This is a genomic window from Micromonospora sp. LOL_023, assembly GCF_048060115.1.
Classification (GTDB): Bacteria; Actinomycetota; Actinomycetes; order Mycobacteriales; family Micromonosporaceae; genus Micromonospora_E.
In genome coordinates this window covers 24,306-41,847 of record NZ_JBHMIM010000008.1, presented here as the reverse complement: position 1 = coordinate 41,847, position 17,542 = coordinate 24,306, and the positions used below count along the sequence as shown (strand labels likewise).

General features: G+C 70.7%; 19 protein-coding genes and 1 pseudogene. 3 read left to right on the top strand and 17 right to left on the bottom strand.

Features of this window, described 5'->3' with window-relative positions:
* Window position 1 precedes the first annotated feature (1 nt).
* Together ACFHVL_RS06390 and ACFHVL_RS06385 are read right to left on the bottom strand one after the other, a co-directional pair.
* Window positions 2–556, bottom strand: coding sequence for a hypothetical protein (locus ACFHVL_RS06390; protein WP_416626145.1), 555 nt, complete (start codon window positions 554–556; stop codon window positions 2–4).
* Window positions 557–603: 47 nt separating this feature from the next.
* Window positions 604–1,068: an XRE family transcriptional regulator gene (locus tag ACFHVL_RS06385; RefSeq protein ID WP_416626144.1), complete on the bottom strand. Its 465-nt coding sequence runs from the start codon at window positions 1,066–1,068 to the stop codon at window positions 604–606.
* A 272-nt stretch (window positions 1,069–1,340) separates the two neighbouring features.
* On the opposite strand from ACFHVL_RS06385, the gene ACFHVL_RS06380 reads away from it, so the two are divergent.
* Entirely contained in the window at window positions 1,341–1,487 is a 147-nt protein-coding gene (locus ACFHVL_RS06380; protein WP_416626143.1) for a hypothetical protein, read from the top strand.
* Here ACFHVL_RS06380 and ACFHVL_RS06375 read toward each other — a convergent pair.
* Together ACFHVL_RS06375 and ACFHVL_RS06370 are read right to left on the bottom strand one after the other, a co-directional pair.
* Entirely contained in the window at window positions 1,450–3,132 is a 1,683-nt protein-coding gene (locus ACFHVL_RS06375; RefSeq protein WP_416626142.1) for a SulP family inorganic anion transporter, read from the bottom strand. The genes ACFHVL_RS06380 and ACFHVL_RS06375 overlap by 38 nt on opposite strands.
* A complete protein-coding gene (locus ACFHVL_RS06370; RefSeq protein WP_416626141.1) occupies window positions 3,129–3,482 on the bottom strand; it encodes an ArsR/SmtB family transcription factor in 354 nt (117 codons plus the stop codon). Before ACFHVL_RS06370 ends, ACFHVL_RS06375 begins: the two co-directional genes overlap by 4 nt.
* A 193-nt stretch (window positions 3,483–3,675) precedes the next feature.
* Here ACFHVL_RS06370 and ACFHVL_RS06365 point away from each other — a divergent pair, with 193 nt between their 5' ends.
* Complete coding sequence (locus tag ACFHVL_RS06365; RefSeq protein WP_416626140.1) at window positions 3,676–4,236, top strand: snapalysin family zinc-dependent metalloprotease; 561 nt, start codon at window positions 3,676–3,678, stop codon at window positions 4,234–4,236.
* A gap of 51 nt (window positions 4,237–4,287) precedes the next feature.
* Here ACFHVL_RS06365 and ACFHVL_RS06360 read toward each other — a convergent pair whose 3' ends face one another.
* The 4 genes and pseudogenes from ACFHVL_RS06360 to ACFHVL_RS06345 form a co-directional block, all read right to left on the bottom strand.
* Window positions 4,288–6,111 (bottom strand): metallophosphoesterase family protein, encoded by a 1,824-nt coding sequence (locus ACFHVL_RS06360; protein ID WP_416626139.1) that lies wholly within the window; start codon window positions 6,109–6,111, stop codon window positions 4,288–4,290.
* A 105-nt stretch (window positions 6,112–6,216) separates the two neighbouring features.
* Complete coding sequence (locus ACFHVL_RS06355; protein ID WP_416626138.1) at window positions 6,217–6,978, bottom strand: SDR family NAD(P)-dependent oxidoreductase; 762 nt, start codon at window positions 6,976–6,978, stop codon at window positions 6,217–6,219.
* Between the two features lie 145 nt (window positions 6,979–7,123).
* The gene (locus ACFHVL_RS06350; RefSeq protein WP_416626260.1) at window positions 7,124–7,606 is read right to left on the bottom strand and encodes a hypothetical protein; all 483 of its coding nucleotides are present in this window, start codon (window positions 7,604–7,606) and stop codon (window positions 7,124–7,126) included.
* A gap of 731 nt (window positions 7,607–8,337) precedes the next feature.
* Window positions 8,338–8,517: pseudogene (locus ACFHVL_RS06345) on the bottom strand (helix-turn-helix domain-containing protein); the annotation flags it as partial.
* Between the two features lie 213 nt (window positions 8,518–8,730).
* Here ACFHVL_RS06345 and ACFHVL_RS06340 point away from each other — a divergent pair.
* Window positions 8,731–9,444, top strand: coding sequence for an HAD family hydrolase (locus ACFHVL_RS06340; protein ID WP_416626137.1), 714 nt, complete (start codon window positions 8,731–8,733; stop codon window positions 9,442–9,444).
* Here ACFHVL_RS06340 and ptsP read toward each other — a convergent pair.
* The 9 genes from ptsP to ACFHVL_RS06295 all read right to left on the bottom strand — a co-directional run bounded on the left by ptsP (window position 9,441) and on the right by ACFHVL_RS06295 (window position 17,467).
* Entirely contained in the window at window positions 9,441–11,078 is a 1,638-nt protein-coding gene (gene ptsP / locus ACFHVL_RS06335; protein WP_416626136.1) for a phosphoenolpyruvate--protein phosphotransferase, read from the bottom strand. The two genes, ACFHVL_RS06340 and ptsP, sit on opposite strands and share 4 nt — an antisense overlap.
* Window positions 11,071–11,397, bottom strand: coding sequence for an HPr family phosphocarrier protein (locus ACFHVL_RS06330; RefSeq protein ID WP_416626135.1), 327 nt, complete (start codon window positions 11,395–11,397; stop codon window positions 11,071–11,073). The genes ptsP and ACFHVL_RS06330 overlap by 8 nt, the downstream gene beginning before the upstream one ends.
* 53 nt (window positions 11,398–11,450) lie before the next feature.
* The gene (locus tag ACFHVL_RS06325; RefSeq protein WP_416626134.1) at window positions 11,451–12,491 is read right to left on the bottom strand and encodes a zinc-dependent dehydrogenase; all 1,041 of its coding nucleotides are present in this window, start codon (window positions 12,489–12,491) and stop codon (window positions 11,451–11,453) included.
* Window positions 12,488–12,955: a PTS sugar transporter subunit IIA gene (locus tag ACFHVL_RS06320; protein ID WP_416626133.1), complete on the bottom strand. Its 468-nt coding sequence runs from the start codon at window positions 12,953–12,955 to the stop codon at window positions 12,488–12,490. Before ACFHVL_RS06320 ends, ACFHVL_RS06325 begins: the two co-directional genes overlap by 4 nt.
* Window positions 12,948–13,256, bottom strand: coding sequence for a PTS lactose transporter subunit IIB (locus ACFHVL_RS06315; protein ID WP_416626132.1), 309 nt, complete (start codon window positions 13,254–13,256; stop codon window positions 12,948–12,950). Before ACFHVL_RS06315 ends, ACFHVL_RS06320 begins: the two co-directional genes overlap by 8 nt.
* A 32-nt stretch (window positions 13,257–13,288) precedes the next feature.
* Window positions 13,289–14,452 carry a mannitol-specific PTS transporter subunit IIC gene (gene mtlA, locus ACFHVL_RS06310; protein ID WP_416626131.1) on the bottom strand — a complete coding sequence of 388 codons (1,164 nt, stop codon included), beginning with the start codon at window positions 14,450–14,452 and terminating at the stop codon, window positions 13,289–13,291.
* 54 nt (window positions 14,453–14,506) lie between these two features.
* Entirely contained in the window at window positions 14,507–15,463 is a 957-nt protein-coding gene (pfkB, locus tag ACFHVL_RS06305; protein ID WP_416626130.1) for a 1-phosphofructokinase, read from the bottom strand.
* Complete coding sequence (locus ACFHVL_RS06300) at window positions 15,460–16,221, bottom strand: DeoR/GlpR family DNA-binding transcription regulator (protein WP_416626129.1); 762 nt, start codon at window positions 16,219–16,221, stop codon at window positions 15,460–15,462. The genes pfkB and ACFHVL_RS06300 overlap by 4 nt, the downstream gene beginning before the upstream one ends.
* A gap of 469 nt (window positions 16,222–16,690) precedes the next feature.
* Entirely contained in the window at window positions 16,691–17,467 is a 777-nt protein-coding gene (locus ACFHVL_RS06295) for a class I SAM-dependent methyltransferase (protein WP_416626244.1), read from the bottom strand.
* Window positions 17,468–17,542: the final 75 nt, after the last annotated feature.

The following is a 17,542-nucleotide window of genomic DNA, read 5'->3' as shown; positions in this document are numbered from 1 at the left end:
GTTACCGGGGCGGGGGTTCGAGTCCGTGCCGCAGCCGTGCCTCCAACGCGGCGTCGGTGCCCGTCGCGGGCGGTGTCCCGGTGGCCTGGTCGCTGGCACCCGACTCCCGCACCGCCAGCTCGAGCAGGATCGTCGCCATCATCTCGGCCTCCTGTTCCTCGCGGCGGCTGTACACCCCGGTCCGGTTGAGTACCCGGTCGACCATCCTCGGGCGCAGCGCTGGTAGTAGGAGCCTGCTCGCCTGTGGGTCGTCGAGGGCGAGGGCACGATGGTCCAACAGGATGTGACCGAGCTCGTGGGCGATGATGTGGTCGCGGTGCACCCGGCTGGTGTGTTCCTCGTAGGCGATGACGTGCCCGATGTCGGTGTACAGGGTCAGGCCGAACGGGGCACCGGCCGGCATCGGCATGCCCACGAGGGTGATGTGCTTGCCCAGTACCTCACCGACCCGCTGGCACAGCTGCGCGGCGTCGAAGGGCCGGGGGATCTCGAGGCCTCGGCCCTGAAAGTGGCGTAGCCGGCTCAGGCAGGTCTGGCGCAGCGGCGATGACCTCATGTCCGTGCCTTCCTCGCCTCGGTCCGTCCGTCGCCACCGCATGACGATCACGGGTTGTGGTGTCGGTCGGCGGCGTCGCCGCTGTTGCCGTGCCGCAGCTCCAGGGCCTGCACCACCCGGTCGAGGATGTCTCCGACCGCGTCGAGGTGCTCCTCGGGCAGCGTACTCAACCGGGTCGCCACCGCGCGGACCTTGAGATTGCGCATCGCCTGCAGCGCGTGCAGGTCCCGCTCGATCTCGCCGGACCTGCGGCGGTCGAAGAAGTAGGCGGGGTCGACGTCGAAGAAGTCCGCCAAGGCTTCCAGGTGTTCCTTCGTGGGATTCGTCCGCCGACCGGTGCGCAGCTGCCAGATGTACACATCGGAGATGGATCCGCCGCGGTCGCGGATGGCATCGGCGGCCTCCCGCGAGGTGTAGGGATCGCGGCCAGCCGGCCGGACCGTCTCGAACAGCAGGTTGAGCCGGTCGGCCAGGGTGGATCCGGCCGGGGGAGTGGTGCCGCCGCCCGTCACGGCTACCTCCGTCGGAGATACAGCTAAGATTGGTCGCTGCTCGGCAGCCAGCTAACATCAGTTGGCGGCCGAACGCAGAGTCAGTATACGATCACGACCTGAGGTTGACCAAGCCCGTTCGGCGGCAACCTCGATGCCGCTGGTGCGGTGAGGGGCGCGGAACGGGGGCGCCCCTCACCGCACCAACTGGTCACCGTGCCACTGGTCAGCCCGACCATCCTGCTCACCTCGATTGGCTGTCCACTCCGGAAAAGTTCGCCCCGCCGCAGGCGATGACCCAGTTCGACGCCTACGGCGGCCCATTGTGGAACGTGCAGCTGTCGGCGGCATCGCTGACCGCGATCCCGGTGCCGATCGTCTTCGTGATCGCCCAGCGGCAGTTCATCGAGGGTTTGGCGCACACCGGTCGCTTCCGATGACTCCGCCTGGGTCCGGGAGGCCGAGGTGCGTCCGGGCGGCGGCGATTGCCTCCGGCGTGTCGGGAAAGACCCGGCCGGGACCGTCGGGTCGCGACAGCATGCCGAACGCGGCGAGCGCCTTGCGATGTTCGGGCCGGACGCCGGACAGATAGACGGCGGTGCCGCGCTGCTCCAGCCGCTCCACCACGTCGCGCAGCACCAGTGCGCCGGAGGCGTCAATGGTGGACACTCGCGACATCCGTAGGATCACCACCCGCACGTCGGCGACATCGGCGAGTTCCAGCAGGAACCGGTGCGCGGCGACAAAGAACAAGGGCCCTTCCAGCCGGTACGCCACGATGTGCTCGGCGAGCAGCGTCCGCTCCTCGGTGCGGTGGTCAGCGGTGTCCAGCGGCACCCGGTCCAGCCGTACCGCCTGGGCGATCTTGCGAAGGGCCAGTCCGCCGGCCACGACCAGTCCGACCAGCACCGCGGTGACCAGGTCCAACAGCACGGTGGTCGCCGCGGTGAGCGCCATCACCAGCCCGTCGGAGCGTGACGCGCGGGCCAGCGCCGCCAGCGCGCTCACTTCGACCATCCGGATGGCGGTGGCGATCAGCACCCCGGCCAGCGCGGCCAGCGGTATCTGGCTGACCAGCGGGGCCGCCACGAGCAGGATCAGCGAGAGGATGAGCGCGTGTGACAGCGCGGCCAACCGGGAGCCGGCACCGGCCCGGACGTTGACCGCCGTCCGGGCGATCGCCGCAGTGGCCGGCACGCCGCCGAACAGCGGCGTGACCAGATTGGCGACGCCCTGGCCGAACAGTTCCCGGTCCGGATCGTGTCGTTGCCCGACCGACATGCCGTCCGCGACGGTGGCCGACAGTAGACTCTCCAACGCGGCCAGGGCGGCGACCGCGATCGCGGCGGTCACCAGCGCGGGCACCGCCGCCAGGTCCAGGAACCCCAGCGACGGTGCGGGCAGGGTGGCCGGCAGCACGCCGATGGTCGCCACCGGTAGCCCGGACAGGACCGTTACGGCGGTCACCACGACGACCGCGAGCAGGGAGAACGGCATGGTGGGTCGCCACCGTGCGCCGCCCAGCATCGCGGCGGCCACGGTGAGGGCGATCAGCAGGGACGGCCATTGCGGCTGACCGGCGAACGCCGTCACCGCCCGCCCGGCCAGCGCCAGCACCCGCTCGCCGTGGACGTCCACGCCGAGCGCGGCCGGGATCTGCTGCAGCAGGATCACCCCGGCGATGCCGGCCGTGAAGCCCTCGATCACTGGGGCCGGCAGGTAGCGGACAGCCTGTCCGGCCCTGGCCAGCGCCAGCAGGATCAGGATCAGCCCGGCCAGCAGCCCGACGGTGAGCACCCCGCCCGGCCCGAACTGCGCCACGATCGGCACCAGCACGACCGTCATCGCCCCGGTGGGTCCGGAGACCTGCAGGTTCGATCCGCCGAAGACCGCCGCGATCGCACCGGCCACCACGGCGGTGGTCAGTCCGGCGGCGGCGCCAAGCCCGGAGGCGACGCCGAAGCCCAGGGCGAGGGGCAGCGCCACGATCGCCACGGTCAGCCCGGCGAGCAGGTCCCGGCCCGGCTGGCGGCGCAGGGCCTGCCAGTCGGCTGTCTGCGGCAGCAGCCGGCGTGCGGTGTTCACCGACGGCCCGCCGCGCCGTCGGTCGACGCCTTCCGCAGCTCGACCAGCAACTCGGTCTGGTCGACCAGCATCTCGGTGAGGATCCGCCGGGCCGCCCGCATCAGGTCGGCGACGTCCGGCCCGGCCAGCGCGTAGGTGACCGCAGAGCCGTCCCGGCTGGAGACCACGATGCCGGCCCGGCGCAGCACCGCCAACTGCTGGGACAGGTTCGACGCCTCGACGTCGATTTCGGCGAGCAGTTCGCGGACCTGACGAGGGCGCTCACCGAGCAGTTCGAGCACCCGGATGCGGACCGGGTGGCCCAGCATCCGGAAGAACTCGGCCTTCTTCTGATACAACGGCACGGACATATGACCAATTGAAAACTTCTTCAAGCTGAGACAGGTGGGTGGGGGTCGGTGCAGTGCAGCAGGTCACTTCGGTCTGGTCGCGCCATGCGCTATGAGCGAAATGGGATAGGTGTCGGTCGATCGATCTGGCCTACGGTGAGCGACGCCGGTCGACACCAACCCGGTGCCGCGGCCTTCTTCAGGGAGCCATGCCATGTCGACACAACGCACCGCCCGGGCGATCCTCGCGGCGGTCACCGTCATCCTCTCGCTGATCGGTGCTCAGGTCGTGGCTACCGCGCCGGCCTCGGCCGCGGTGACCACCATCTACTACGACGCCAGCCGGGCCGGCCAGTTCGCGACAAACTTCGCGCAGGCCGCGCAGATCTGGAACAGCAGCGTGAGCAACGTTCGGCTGCAGTCGGGAAGCCCCGCGTCGGTCGTCATCTACGTCGACAGCGGCTGGCCCCGCGCCTACGTCACCCGGCTGGGCGCGGGCCGCATCTACATGGGTACCCAGGCAGTGGACCAGGGCTACGACCGGACCCGGATCGCCACCCACGAGTGGGGACACATTCTCGGACTACCGGACCGGCGCACCGGGCTCTGCTCCGACCTGATGTCCGGGAGCAGCGCACCGGTTTCCTGCCGCAACTCCTACCCGAGTGCAGCCGAGGCCGCCCGGGTCGACCAACTCTTCGCCAGCGTCGCCGTCGCCGCGACGGTCGCGGATGCTTCCGTCGACGGCCGTTCCTACGTATGGGCCGGCAACTGAACTGACGCGTGGTCCCGCCATCGGGACCGCCGATGGCGGGACCACAGTTGTTCAGGCGCCGAGCGCGAAACGGTCCAGCACCGTCGGGGCGACTTCCGGGGTACGCAAGTCGTAGACGTAGCTGGTCACCTCACCGGCGCCGGTGTCCAGGACGGAGAAGACCGAGTAGTCGTTGCTCTGCACGAACGGCAACGGCGTACCGGCCGGGTCGGTCAGTGGCGCGACCGTCGGCAGCTGCGGCTCCAACCCGCCCGGGTTGCCCTGAGCGAGGTAGTTGTCGGGGTTCCACGGTGCCGGCGGAACGGGCCGGAACCGGCCGGACAGCGGGTGGAAAGCGCCATACGAGTTGCCCACGTTCGACGTCTCCAGGTAATGGGTGCCGGAGTCGGCGGTGAACCGGTTCCACAGATGTGAGTGGCCGTTGAGGACCAGGTTCACCCCGGCGGACTCCAGCAGCGGGGCGACGTCGCGGGTCAGCACGTTCTCCGTACGCGGGTAGTCGTACCGGATTCGGGTGTTGCCGGCGGCGTCGGTCTCCTCGGTGCGTACCGGATCGGTGAACGGCGGGCTGACGTTGTCGCCCAGCCCATGTGGGCCCTCGTGCAGCATCACCACCGTGTACCTCGCATCCCGGAACTGCTTGCTGGCCACCTCGCGCTGCAACCACTTGTACTGCCTGCTGCCGACGCCGATCTCCTCGAAGATGTGCGAACCCCAGCCCTGGGCGAGCGGGTCACCGACGGTCGCCGGCGCCTCGGTGTAGCGGGTCCGCTGCCAGTTCGTCGGGTCGGCCGCGATGCCGGTGCTCCGCCAGATCCGGGTGGCGTACAGCGAGATCAGCCGGACATCCCCGACGGTCGTCGCGTAGTAGCGTTCGTCGCCGCCACCGCTGGTCGGCAGGGTGAAGATCTCCTCGTACGTCTCGGTGTTGAACGAGTTCTCCAGGATCCAGCGTTCCCTGATCTTCGGATCGTTGCGCGGGTTGACCTGCTTGGCGACCTTGCGGTACGCCGCCTGGGCCACCGCGCGCGGCACCGGCGCGTTGAACGACTCGTTCAGCGTCGGCAGCCCACTGCGGCCCTGGACCTCGTGGTTGCCGATCGCCGGAAAGATCGGCGCGTGCTGCAGGATCTCACCGCCGGAGTAGGTGACCCCGTTGACGGCACGCGATGCCCGGCCCTGCAGGGCCGGGAAGAACGCGCCACCGCGCTGGTCGTCGAACCACTCCGAGGCCCGGTCCGGTACGTTGACCAGGTCACCGGCGAGGAAGACCGCATCGATGCGGCCGACCGTGGCTACCGCCTGCTGCAGGTTGGCCGGGGTGTTCGGCATCGACTGGTGGTCGCTGGTCAGCAGAATCTGCTGCGCCTGGCCCTTGGCAGCCGCCGGTGCCAGCGTGTAGGTGCCGGAAGCGACCAGGGCACCCGTCTCGATCGACACCACTCGATACGGTGTGCGGCTGCCGACACCGAGCCCGCGTACGGTCGCCTCGTGTCGCCAGATGCGCCGGCGGGTGATCTGCGTCGGCGGGTTCGGGATCTGCGACGCCGCGTCCTCGGCGGTGCGGGACAACTCCCCGGTACGCGCGGTGAACACCCGTACGCCGCGGATCTTGCCGCCGGTGGCGGCGGCCCGCAGCTCGGCCCGGTTCAGCTCGTCGGCGCGTTCGCCGACCACCACGACGTGGTGCCGTCCGGCGAACTCGGTCAGCCAGACGACCCGTACGGAGTTCTTCGTCGGCAGTTGCAGGTACGGCTCGGTGAGCAGGACCGGCCCGGTGCCGACGCGGGCGGTCGCCCCGGTCGGTGCCACCGCACCGAACAGTATGGTCAGGATCGCGACAATCACGGTGAACTGCCAGATCGATCTGGGCACGGTGCCTCCAGGCTGCGGGGATCAGACGAGCCGGAGCATCGCCGCCGCAGGTGAACAGCACCGTCGGGGGATTCTGACCGGCGGGTGAACGACACACCAGCCCTGTCAGCGGTGGACCAGCCCGCCGCCGACCTCGATCACCTGACCGGTGACTGCGGCGGAGTCAGAGCCGGCCAGGAAACGGACCGTGGAGACCAGGTCGTCGGGGTCCAACCGGCGCTGGACGGCCTGCCGCTGCAGGATCACGGCGTCGACCGCCGCCTCGTCGACCGGCTGGCCGGCAGCGAGTTCACGCTCGCCCTCAGTGCGGATGGCGCCCGGGGAAACGGCGTTCACCGTGGTGCCGTCGGGTCCGAACGCGCGGGCCAGCGAGCGGGTGAGACCGACCAGGGCCGCCTTGCTGGACACGTACGACGGTCCGGACGGGCCGCCCATCCTGACCGTCGCCGAGGTGATGTTGATGATCCGGCCGTCGCCGCGCGCCCGCATCCCTGGGGCGAGAGCCTGCGAGAGCAGCATCGGGGCGGTGACGTTCACCGCGAAGGTGGCCTCCCACTCGGTCAGTGGCAGCTCGCCGATCAACACGTTGGACGCCCGTGCGGCGTTGTTGACCAGTACGTCGACCGGGCCGGCGGCCTCGGCGAGGGCCAGCACCTCGGTGGCGACCGACAGGTCCGCCTCGACGATCCGGGTCCGGGCGCCGGCTGCCTGGCACCGGTCGGCGACGGACTGCGCCTCGTCCGGCGCTGCCAGGTGGTGCAGCACCAGGGTGAGGTCGGGTGCGGCCAGACCGACCGCGATCGCCGCGCCGATGCCGCGCCGGGCCCCAGTCACCAGGATCGTCCTGCTCATCTGCGTCGCCCGCATGAGTTGATCGTGCGGGGACGATCCGGCCGAGTCAATGGCACCGCGCCGCCGCCAGCGCCCCGGTGTCTGTTTCACTCTGATCCCGCTGGGGGATCAAAATCCCGTAAGGGGATCAGACCAAATCGGGGTACCGGTGGGTGGGGTTTCAGCGGGTTGTCAGGCCGAGGGCCGTCGCGAGTCGGGCGACGCCGGCCGCTTGCGGTCCGCTGCGGGCGATGTCAGCCACGACGGTACGGGCGGAGGGCCGGCAGTGGATCTCGGCCGGTGCGACGCGGTCGGCTTCGACGAGCCACCGGCCCGCCGTTGCCAGGTCGCCGGTGTCGAGGTGGGCTCGTGCGGCGTCGACCAGGTACGCGGCCCGATGTTCGGCGGGTAGCCGTAGCCAGCCGTCGCGCCGGACGATCGCCGTGTGCCGGTCGACGGCGTCGGCGGGGTCGTCGAGGGCCACGGCGGCCGTGACCTGGGCGCATTCGACGGCGGCCGGTCCGAAGCTCGCCTGCCGGTAGTCCTGCCCGTCACCGACCTGCCCTGCGACCTCGGCCGTCTGCTTGAGTAGTTCACTGGCGCTGGCGTGGTCGCCGCAGCCTGCAGCGGCGAGCCCGGCCTGCAGCAGCAACGTCCCGTACACCGACCGGCACAGGTTGACCGCATTCCACCGACGATGGTGAGTTGACCGGGGCTGACCGGCCGGGTGCCCAGTCGGGCTGCCGCTGCCGCTGCCGCGTCGAGCTGGGTGGCCGCGTCGTCCGGCCGGTTGTCCCGGGAGGAAGCGGCGGCTGCCGCCATCATCAGCCAGCCCCACACCGCTAGCTCGTCCGGAGTGGCTCGGGAGATTCGGGGCTCGACGCTGTCAGCGGTGGCGATCGCCAGCCGTTCCGCGTCGGTCAGCCGGCCCTGGCGCAGCAACAGCCATGACATGCGCTTGACCGTCGTCGCGCTGAGCAGCTCGTCGCCCGCGGATGCGGCAGCGTCCTGGGCGGCGCTCACAGCCTGGTAGGCGAGGTCGACCGCCCGTACCTGGATCAACAGGCTGCTGGTCAGGTCATAGGTGCGGGCCAGGGTCCGGTGCGCGGCAGGCCTGTTGGCGTCGTCGGCGTTCTCGACGGCGTGCCGGGCTCCGGCGATCAGTGGTGGCAGCACGGCCAAAGCGGCGGCGTAGTCGCCCCGGTGGTAGGCGCGGTCCGCCTCGGCCAGCCGACCCGGCACACCCGCCGCCGGCAACGCCGGCACCTCGTCGGCGATGTACCCGGCCGGTCCACGCGCAGGGATCAACACCCGACGCAGATCGAGCAACGCCAACGGACGATGACCGGGCTCCCGGCGCGCCGCACCCGTGCTCGCATCCCCGAGCAGAGTCGTCGTCGGTACGCCCAACGCCCGCGCGATCGCATGCAACGTAGCGATCCGAGGCGTCGTACGCTGATTCGTCTCCAGCTTCCGGATCGCCTCCGTGCTCACCCCGGCCGCCGCCGCAAGTTGCTCCTGAGTGATCGACTGCCGGCGCCTGACCTGCTCGATGTTGTCGCCGATGGTGGCCATCGGGTAGCCCTTCCCCGTCAACGGTCTGGACAGCGGCACACCAGCCCACGAACCCGGCACACCACCACACCAGACACTACTCCGTCCACCCTGCCGCCACCCAGAACCGCCGATAGAGCCGGATGCGTTGCCGCTGCGGTCCGGGGGACTGCGGTGCGCTTGCCCCGCATCAATACGATGTGGCGGGGCCGTGGCCAACAACGGAGGTCGGGTGTGGATGATCTTTCGGCGGTCGTCTTCGATTTCGACGGACTTCTCATGGACACCGAGTCGACGCTGGTCGAAGGATGGCGGGCGGCCTGGGAGTTCTACGGGCTCGAGCTGGAGTTGGATCAGGGCTTCTGGCCGGGCGACGGCGGCGACTGCACCGAGCACCGGCTCGACCGGCTCGCCAGCATGGTGGGCCCGTCCTTCGATCGGCTCGCCTGCCGGAACAGATACGACGCGTACCGCCGGCAGATGCATGCCTCGATGGACTTCTGTCCCGGGATCTGGCAGTGGTTGGCCGATGCCCGGATCCTCGGCCTGCGATGCGCCGTGGCCAGCAGTTCGCCGCTGAGTTGGGTGGGTGAGCACCTGAACCGGGTTGGTGCCTTCGATTGGTTCGACGTCGTCGCGACCGGCGACGAGGTGCCGGCACCAAAACCCGATCCAGGTGTCTACCTGTTGGCGCTCGCCCGCCTCGGTGTCCCCGGTCGCCGGGCGGTGGCGGTCGAGGACACCCCACACGGGATCGGCGCGGCCGCCACCGCAGGCATGGCGACCGTCGCGATCCCGAACGTCTTCGTCGATCCCGCCCGGGTCGCCGCGGCGGATCTGGTACTCCGCAGCGCAGCCGAGTCGTCGCTGACCGACGTGTTGAACAGGCTTGCTGGTCCGACGACGCCCCGCCCTCGGACCGGCCCGTCGGTACCTACCGTCGCCTAGCTGGACGTAGCCGCGGCGCGGGCCGCTGCGGCGTCCGGGGCGGCCAGCGCGGCCTGCGCCAACTGCTGGCACTGCGCCAGGGTGTGGGCGGCGAGCGCGGCCCGCACCGCCGGCACCGAACGGGCCGACATCGACAGGCTGGATACGCCAAGACCGGCCAGGACCACCGCCAGGGCCGGGTCGGCCGCTGCCTCGCCGCAGACACCGACCGGCTTGCCGAGGTCCGCACCCGTCTTCGCGCAGGTGGCGATCAGCTCCAGCAGCGCCGGCTGCCAGGGGTCCAGCAGGTCGGCCAGGTCGCCACACATCCGGTCGGCGGCGAACGTGTACTGGCTCAGGTCGTTGGTGCCGATGCTGAGGAAGTCGACGTGGCGCAGCAGCGCCCCGGCGCGCAGCGCGGCGGCCGGCACCTCGACCATCGCGCCGACCATCGGCAGTCCGACCGCCCGGGCAGCCTCGGCGAACTCGGCCGCCTCCGCCGGGGTGGTCACCATCGGCGCCATCACCCACACCTCGGTACCGGTGGCCCCGGCGGCCTGGGCGATCGCGGCGAGTTGGGTGCCTAGCACCTCCGGCCGGCGGCGCGCGGTGCGCAGGCCGCGTACGCCGAGTGCCGGATTCGGCTCCTCGCCAGCGTGCAGGAACGGCAGCGGTTTGTCGGCCCCGGCGTCCAGGGTGCGGACCACCACCTTGCGTGCCCCGGCGGCGGCAAACACCTCCGCGTACGCGGAGACCTGTTCGTCATGCCCGGGTGGCTCGGTCCGGTCGAGGTAGAGCAGCTCGGTGCGGAACAGCCCGACCCCTTCGACGTCGTCGACGAGATCGGCGGCGGAGCCGATGTTGGCCAGCAACGCCACCGGATGTCCGTCGGCGGTGCGGCCCGGTCCGCTGGTCGAGGCCAGGTCCGCCTGCCGTTGTCGTTCGAGTCGCAGTGTCTCGGCGACCGTGTCGGCGTCCACCCCGGCCGTGACCGCCCCGGTGGCACCGTCGACGGTGATCAGGGTGCCGTCCGGCACGTCCAGGATGGCGGGGCAGCGGACCACGGCCGGCAGCCCGAGCGCGCGGGCCACGATGGTGGTGTGGCTGGTCGGCCCGCCGGCACCGGTGACCAACGCGAGCACCCGGGTCGGGTCGAGCCCGGCGGTGTCCGCCGGTGCCAGATCGGGCGCGCTCAGGATGAACGGCACCCCCGGATCCGGTACGCCCGGCATCGGCTGGCCCAGGCAGACGGCCACCGCCCGGTCGCGCAGGTCGTCCAGGTCGGCGACCCGTTCGGCCAGGTAGCCACCGGCGGCGGCGAAGGCGGCCCGGTGTTCGGCGAGCGCGGCGTCGATGGCGTGCGGGGCGTCCGCTCCGGCGTCGACCCGGGCGGTCACCGCCTCCCGCAGCACCGGATCGTCAGCCATCATCACCTGGGCGCGCAGGATCTCGGCGGCCGTCGGATCGGTGGCGGTGTCGGCCCGGCGACCGAGCTCGGTGGCGACCGACGTCAGCGCCGCCACCGCCCGCTGCGCTTCGGTCGCCGGGTCGTCGACCGCGACCGGATCGGGTAGCCGGGGCGCGGCGGCGACCCGGTACACCGGGCCGGCGGCCCGCCCGGGGCTGACCCCCAGCCCGGTCAGCGGTTCAGGCATGGCCGGCTGCCGGGGCGCCGGCACCTGTGGCCTCGGCACCGGCGGTGTCGTCGGCCGCGTCGAGGTCGCGAGCCAGCAGCGCGGCGAGTTCGTCCAGGGCCGCCTCGGCACCATCACCCTCGGCTTCCAGGGTGACCTCGGTGCCCTTCTTCGCGCCGAGCGACAGCACCGAGAGCATGCTGCGGGCCGGTACGGCCGGCCGGCCGGCGGTACGGATGGTCACCGGCACGGGTGCGGTGGCGGCGGCCGCGACGAACAGTGCGGCCGGCCGGGCGTGCAGACCGCTGGCGGATCCGACGGTGACGGTACGGGTAGGCATGGCTCGCCTCCTTCTTGTCCCTGGTGGGGTCAGGGCTGGCTGGGTCCCTGGGGTCAGGGCTCGATGGTGACTTTGATGGCTTCGCCGCGGGCTACCACGTCGAATGCGTCCACGGCCTGGTCGAGCGGAAGCCGGTGGGTGATCAGGTCGGCGACCGGCACGGCACCGCTGGCGATCAGCGCGAGGGCCTCGGCGTTGTGCGCCGGGCTGGAGCCGTTGGCGCCGACGATCGTCAACTCCCGGTAGTGCACCAGGTTGGAGTCGCAGGCGATGATCGGCTTGTCCTTCGGTAGTCCGCCGAAGAAGCTGATCCGACCTTGCCGGGCGGCCATCTGCAGGGCCTGTTCCTGAGCGACGCCGGCGGCGGTGGCGGTGATGACCACGTCCGCGCCGCGCCCGTCGGTGAGTTTGCGGACCTCGTCGACGACGTCGGTCTCGCCACCGCAGACGGTGGCCTCGGGGTAGACCAGCCCGGCGGCGAGATCGAGACGGTCCCGGTTGACGTCGACCAGGAAGACCCGGGCGGCGCCGCGCGAGCGGGCCAGCCGTACGTGCAGGCAGCCGATCGGGCCGGAGCCCATGATCACGACGTCGTCGCCGTCGCCGACACCGGCCAGGTTCTGGCCATTGAGTACGCAGGCCAGCGGTTCGGCGACGGACGCCTCCGCGTAGCTGACCCCGTCCGGGATGCGGTTGAGGCCGTCGACCGCGAGCACCTTGGCGGGCACCACCATGTGCTCGGCGAAGCCACCGTCGTAGTGGTAGCCCATCGACTCCTGGTTCGGGCAGACCGTCATCCGGCCGCGCCGGCACTCGGCGCAGGTGCCGCAGGGAATCGCGGCGATGACCTGGACGCGGTCACCGGCCTGCCAGCCGGCGACGTCGGCACCGACCTCGACGACCTCACCGGCGATCTCGTGCCCCATCACCCGGGGCGGTGAGATGTGGTGGTGGCCGAAGTTGCGGATCTTGACGTCGGTGCCGCAGGTCGAACAGGCCCGGACGCGGATCTTGACGTCCGTGGGGCCCGGCTGCGGCTCCGGTGCCTCCTCGATCCGTACGTCGCCGGGGGAGTGGAACCGGACGACCCTCATGGGGAGCTCTCCTCTCGCACCGGCGCCAGCAGCCGGAGTACGTCGTCGGTCTCGGTGGCCTCGCGAAGCTCGCGGGCCTTGTCGGGGTCGAGCAGGATCTCGGCGAGCGCGGCGAGCAGCTCGATGTGGCCGTCACCACGGGCGGCGATTGCCACGCAGACGGTGACCGGTGCGCCGTCCCAGTCGACCCCGTCGGGGAACCGTAGGACGGCGAGCGCGTCGCGGCGTACCGCTTCCTTACTGGCCAGGGTGCCGTGCGGGATCGCGACACCCTCGCCGACGTAGGTGGAGACGGAGCGCTCGCGTTCCAGCATCGCGGCGACGTACTCCTGCGTCACCGCCCCGGTCTCGACCAGGACCTCGCCGCAGCGGCGGATCGCCGCGATCCGGTCGCCGGCCTGCTCGTTGAGCCGGACGGCCCGGCGCTCGAGCAGAGCGCCGGGGTCCAGTTGCGGGTCAGCCATCGAGCTGGCTGCCCTGTTGCACGGCCGCGACCAGTCGGGCGATCGCCGGGTCGCCGATGAAGATCTGCACCGGGACGATCACCTTGCCGGGGGCGCTGCCCCGGGCCCGCTGGGCCAGGCCCTGATGGCAGACGATGACGTCGGCGTCGTCGGGGATCGAGTTCACCGGGGTGTGCTCGACCGTGACCTGGTGCTTCTTCAACTGCTTACGCAGCTGACTGGCGAGCATCACGCTGCTGCCCATGCCGGCGTCGCAGGCGACGACGACCTTGCGGATGTCCTGGGCGTTGATGGTGGCCATGGGTCACATGCCTCCGTGGTCGCGGGTGGGATTCAGTAGGTGGTCGGAGCGGAACGGGAGGTGTGCGCCTCGGTACCGACCTCGGCACCGGCCGGGTAGTCCGAGGTCGCTGCCTGTGGACCGGTGCTCTCCTCGATCGGCTCCTTTCCCTCACCACGGCCGAAGCCGAGCAGCACCGAGGCGACGGCGAAGGTCACCGCAGCGGAGATGATCACGCCAAGCAGGACCGGGAACCAGCCGCCCCGGGGGGTGACCGCCAGGTACGCGAAGATGCTGCCCGGTGACGGTGTGGCGACCAGCCCGGCGCCGGTGATCATGAAGGTCCAGACTCCAGCCGCGCCGCCGGCGATCATGGCGAGGATCAGCCGCGGCTTCATCAGCACGTACGGGAAGTAGATCTCGTGGATGCCGCCGAGGAAGTGGATGATGATCGCGGCCGGGGTGCTGGCCCGCAGCAGCCGGGGGCCGAAGAGCAGGAAGGCGACCAGTAGGCCGAGGCCCGGGCCAGGGTTCGACTCGATCATGAACAGGATCGACTTGCCGTCTTCAGCTGCCTCGGCGACACCCAGCGGACCGAACACCCCGTGGTTGATCGCATTGTTGAGAAACAGCACCTTGGCCGGTTCGACCAGGATCGACACGAACGGCAGCAGGCTGTGGGTGACCATCCAGTCGACTGCGGAACCGGCGGCATCGGTGGTGGCGCGGACCACCGGGCCGATCGCCAGGATACCGACGATGGCCATGACACCGCCGATGATGCCGGACGAGAAGTTGTTGATCAGCATCTCGAAGCCGGAGGGAATCCGGTCCTCGATCAGCCCGTCGAACAGCTTCAGCAGGTACGCCGCCAGCGGGCCGATGATCATCGCGCCGAGGAACATCGGCACGTCGGAACCGACGATGATGCCGACGGTGGCGACGGCGCCGACGACCGCACCCCGCTGGCCGTGCACCAGCCGGCCGCCGGTGTAGCCGATCAGGATCGGCAGCAGGCTGGCGATCATCGGGCCGACCAGCTCGCCCATGGTCTCGTTGGGGAACCAGCCGGTGGGGATGAACAGCGCGGTGATCAGACCCCAGGCGATGAATGCCCCGATGTTGGGCATCACCATGCCGGCGAGGTAGCCGCCGAATCTCTGGACAACGGCCTTGACCCCGGTGCCCTGCACCTGGGGGGTGTACTCGGTGGCCATGGTCAGCTGCTCCTTACGTATGTGGGGGGTTGGGGGTAGGTGATTGGTGTCGGGTCACCGAGGGAGGGTCACCCTGGGTGGCGGCTGTTGGAGGTCGTCCGGACGCGGGTGCAGACGTACCGCGTGCCGGCGTAGATCAGCCGGTCCGGGCATCCGACTGCCCGGCAGGCTGACCGCCGCCGCGCCCCAGGCCAGCCCTTCGGCCAGGGCGGCCGGCCCGCTGGCGCCAGCGGCGAGGAATCCCGCCAGCAGCGCGTCGCCGGCGCCGACGGTGCTGCGCGGCCGGTCGACCGGTGAGTCCCCGGTGCGGACGCCATCGGCGTCGACCAGCACGGCACCGTCGGCCCCGAGGCTGGCGAGTACGGTGCCGGCACCCCAGCCGCGAACCTCTTCGGCGGCGCCGACGACGTCGTCGAGGGTGGGCAGTCGCCGTCCGACGGCCTCGGCCAACTCCTCACGGTTGGGCTTGACCAGGGCGGCACCGGCCTCGGCGGCGGCCCGCAGCGGCGGCCCGCTGGTGTCGACCGTCAGCCGTAGTCCGGCGGCGACCAGCCGCCGGCACAGCTGCGTGAAGGCGTCGACCGGCAGTCCCGGCGGGAGGCTGCCGCAGACCACCACCCAGTCGGCGCGACCGGCGGTGTCCAGTAGTCGTGTGGTGATCGCCTCGAATTCGCCCGGGCTCAGGTGCGGACCGGGTTCGTTGACCTTCGTGACGGTTCCGTCGGGCTCGGCCAGGGTGAGGTTGGACCGGGTCCGTCCGATGATCGGCACGGTGACCACCTCGACGCCCTCGGCCGCCAGCAGCCGGACGAGTTGTCCGCCCTCGTCGCCGCCGCACGGCAGTACCGCCACCGACGGCACGCCGTTTGCCAGCAACGCCCGGGACACGTTGACGCCTTTGCCGCCGGGGTCGAGTCGGGCACCGGTGGCCCGGATCACCTCGCCGCGGACCAGGTCGTCGATCTCGACGGCCCGGTCGAGGCTCGGGTTGAGCGTGAGGGTGAGGATCATGCCCGCACCACCCGGGGGCCGGCGGTCTCCACCTCGGCGACAAGGTCCTCGTTGAGTCCGGCATCGGTGATCAGCAGATCGATGTCGGCCAGCCTGCCGAACCGGGCCAGGTAGTCGTTGCCGATCTTGGTGTGGTCGGCGAGCACGATCGACCGGCGCGCGGCACCGATCATCGCTCGTTTGACGGCGGCCTCTGCCGGGTCCGGGGTGGTCAGACCGCGCTCCACGGAGCAGCCGTTGGTGCCGAGGAAGGCGACGTCGACGTAGATGTCGGCGAGTGGACGCAGCGCCCAGTCGTCGACGGTCGCCATCGTCCGGGCGCGCACCCGCCCGCCGAGCAGCAGCACGTGCAAGTTGTTTCGGACGCTGAGCGTGGTGGCCAGCGCTGGCGAGTTGACCACCACGGTGAGCTCCCGGTCGGTCGGCAGTACCTGCGCCAACCGGGCGGTGGTGGTGCCGGCATCCAGGATGATCGCCCCTTCTTCGGGCAGCTCGGCCACTGCGGCCTTGGCGATCCGTTCCTTCTCGGAGGTGAGGACGGTATCCCGGGTGGCCAGCGCTGGTTCGAACCCGATCCGTTCCACCGGGATCGCCCCGCCGTGCACCCGGCGCAGCACTCCGGCCCGTTCCAGGCTGGTGAGGTCACGCCGGATGGTCTCCGCAGTCACGTTCAGTGACTCGGCGAGCGCGGCCACGTCGACCCGCCCGTTGGCCCGAGCGAGCCGGGTGATCTCCTGCTGTCGCTCCTCGGCGTACATGTGGTTTCACCGCCGTTTCATTTTGCTTCAGGTTTGTTTACGCCCGAGTCTGTTGGATGTCAATACCTCGGCCGGAAGAACTCTGATCTTGACCACTTGGATGACCTGCGGGTTCGCCGCTAGAAGCAAGCCGGTCCGGCCCGTGCCGCCCGCCGGGCAGCGACGGACGGCTCAAACTGATGCCATGGGAGTGTGGAAGCCGCCGCGACCGGGGTGGGGCTGACCGGCCGGGCCGTGGCCGTGGCCGGTGGAGCTGGACCTGCTGCGCCGGACGGCATCAGTTGATGGCTGCGGATTCGAGCTGACCGCGCGCGAGCTCCCGTTGGCGGAGGACCTGTTGCGTCATCCACGCCAGTTCTCAGCCGGGAGCAGATCCTCGACCGGGTCTGGGAACTGTCCCACGATCCCGGCTCTCGAACGTGGTCGACGGGTACGTCGGCTATCGGCTGAACGCCGACTGCTGAGGCCGTCAGTCGTTACCGCGGCGGGCCAGCAACACCCGGTTGTCCAGGTGCTGCCACACCGTGTCGACCTCGCGGAATCCGGCCTCTTCCAGGGCCGCGCGTTGCAGCAGGTATTCCGCACTGGCTTCGCGCCGGGCACGCCAGGCGAACAGCTGTTCGCGTTCGGCCATCAGCTCGGCCATCCCGGGTTGATCGGCGACAGCGCGCCACCAGTCGCCGAAGTTCTCCGCCCCGGGTGCCGCCATGGCCTGGTCGTACCAGCGGCTGCCGGTCGTCTCGGCCAGCGCGCGGAACGTCGGCAGTCGTGCCGGGTAGGCCATGTGGTCGCCGTTGAGGACGATCCCACCCGGGTTGATCAGCTGGTGAAGCTGGCGGTAGAGCCGCACCAGGTCCTCGGCGGGCAGGTAGTGCAGCGCGGTGGTGCTCAGCACGGCGTCGACGTGCTCGACCGGCAGTCGGCTGGTCCAGTCCGCCGCGGTCAGGTCGGCCTGCAGCCATTCTACCCGTCCGTCCGCGTCACCGATCGTCTCCCGGCCGAGGCGTAGCAGTACCGGGTCGAGATCGACGGCGATCAGCCGTGCCGTGGGTAGCCGGGGCAGCGCCCGTTCGGTGAGCGAACCCAGACCGCAGCACAGATCGACCACGACGGCGTCAGCAGGCAGTGACTGGGCGGCGACATCGAGCATCACGTCGAAACGCTGCTCCCGGTAGGGCAGGTAGACCTCCTGCTGTTGGTCCCAGCGCTGCCGCCAGGCCCACCATGGGTTGTCGTCGGTCTTCATCCGCTGCACGTCCCTCGTCTCCTGTGGTGTCTCGGACCAGCCGGATCGATCTTCGCAGGTGCTACCTGGACGCGT

Bases quoted from the DNA above. Each gene is read 5' to 3' on its own strand.
- ACFHVL_RS06315 (WP_416626132.1), bottom strand. From the start codon at position 13,256: ATGGCCACCATCAACGCCCAGGACATCCGCAAGGTCGTCGTCGCCTGC.
- ACFHVL_RS06300 (WP_416626129.1), bottom strand. From the start codon at position 16,221: ATGTACGCCGAGGAGCGACAGCAGGAGATCACCCGGCTCGCTCGGGCC.
- ACFHVL_RS06325 (WP_416626134.1), bottom strand. From the start codon at position 12,491: ATGAGGGTCGTCCGGTTCCACTCCCCCGGCGACGTACGGATCGAGGAG.
- ACFHVL_RS06390 (WP_416626145.1), bottom strand. From the start codon at position 556: ATGAGGTCATCGCCGCTGCGCCAGACCTGCCTGAGCCGGCTACGCCAC.
- pfkB (WP_416626130.1), bottom strand. From the start codon at position 15,463: ATGATCCTCACCCTCACGCTCAACCCGAGCCTCGACCGGGCCGTCGAG.
- ptsP (WP_416626136.1), bottom strand. From the start codon at position 11,078: ATGCCTGAACCGCTGACCGGGCTGGGGGTCAGCCCCGGGCGGGCCGCC.
- ACFHVL_RS06295 (WP_416626244.1), bottom strand. From the start codon at position 17,467: ATGAAGACCGACGACAACCCATGGTGGGCCTGGCGGCAGCGCTGGGAC.
- ACFHVL_RS06330 (WP_416626135.1), bottom strand. From the start codon at position 11,397: ATGCCTACCCGTACCGTCACCGTCGGATCCGCCAGCGGTCTGCACGCC.
- ACFHVL_RS06370 (WP_416626141.1), bottom strand. From the start codon at position 3,482: ATGTCCGTGCCGTTGTATCAGAAGAAGGCCGAGTTCTTCCGGATGCTG.
- ACFHVL_RS06380 (WP_416626143.1), top strand. From the start codon at position 1,341: ATGACCCAGTTCGACGCCTACGGCGGCCCATTGTGGAACGTGCAGCTG.
- ACFHVL_RS06355 (WP_416626138.1), bottom strand. From the start codon at position 6,978: ATGCGGGCGACGCAGATGAGCAGGACGATCCTGGTGACTGGGGCCCGG.
- ACFHVL_RS06320 (WP_416626133.1), bottom strand. From the start codon at position 12,955: ATGGCTGACCCGCAACTGGACCCCGGCGCTCTGCTCGAGCGCCGGGCC.
- mtlA (WP_416626131.1), bottom strand. From the start codon at position 14,452: ATGGCCACCGAGTACACCCCCCAGGTGCAGGGCACCGGGGTCAAGGCC.
- ACFHVL_RS06365 (WP_416626140.1), top strand. From the start codon at position 3,676: ATGTCGACACAACGCACCGCCCGGGCGATCCTCGCGGCGGTCACCGTC.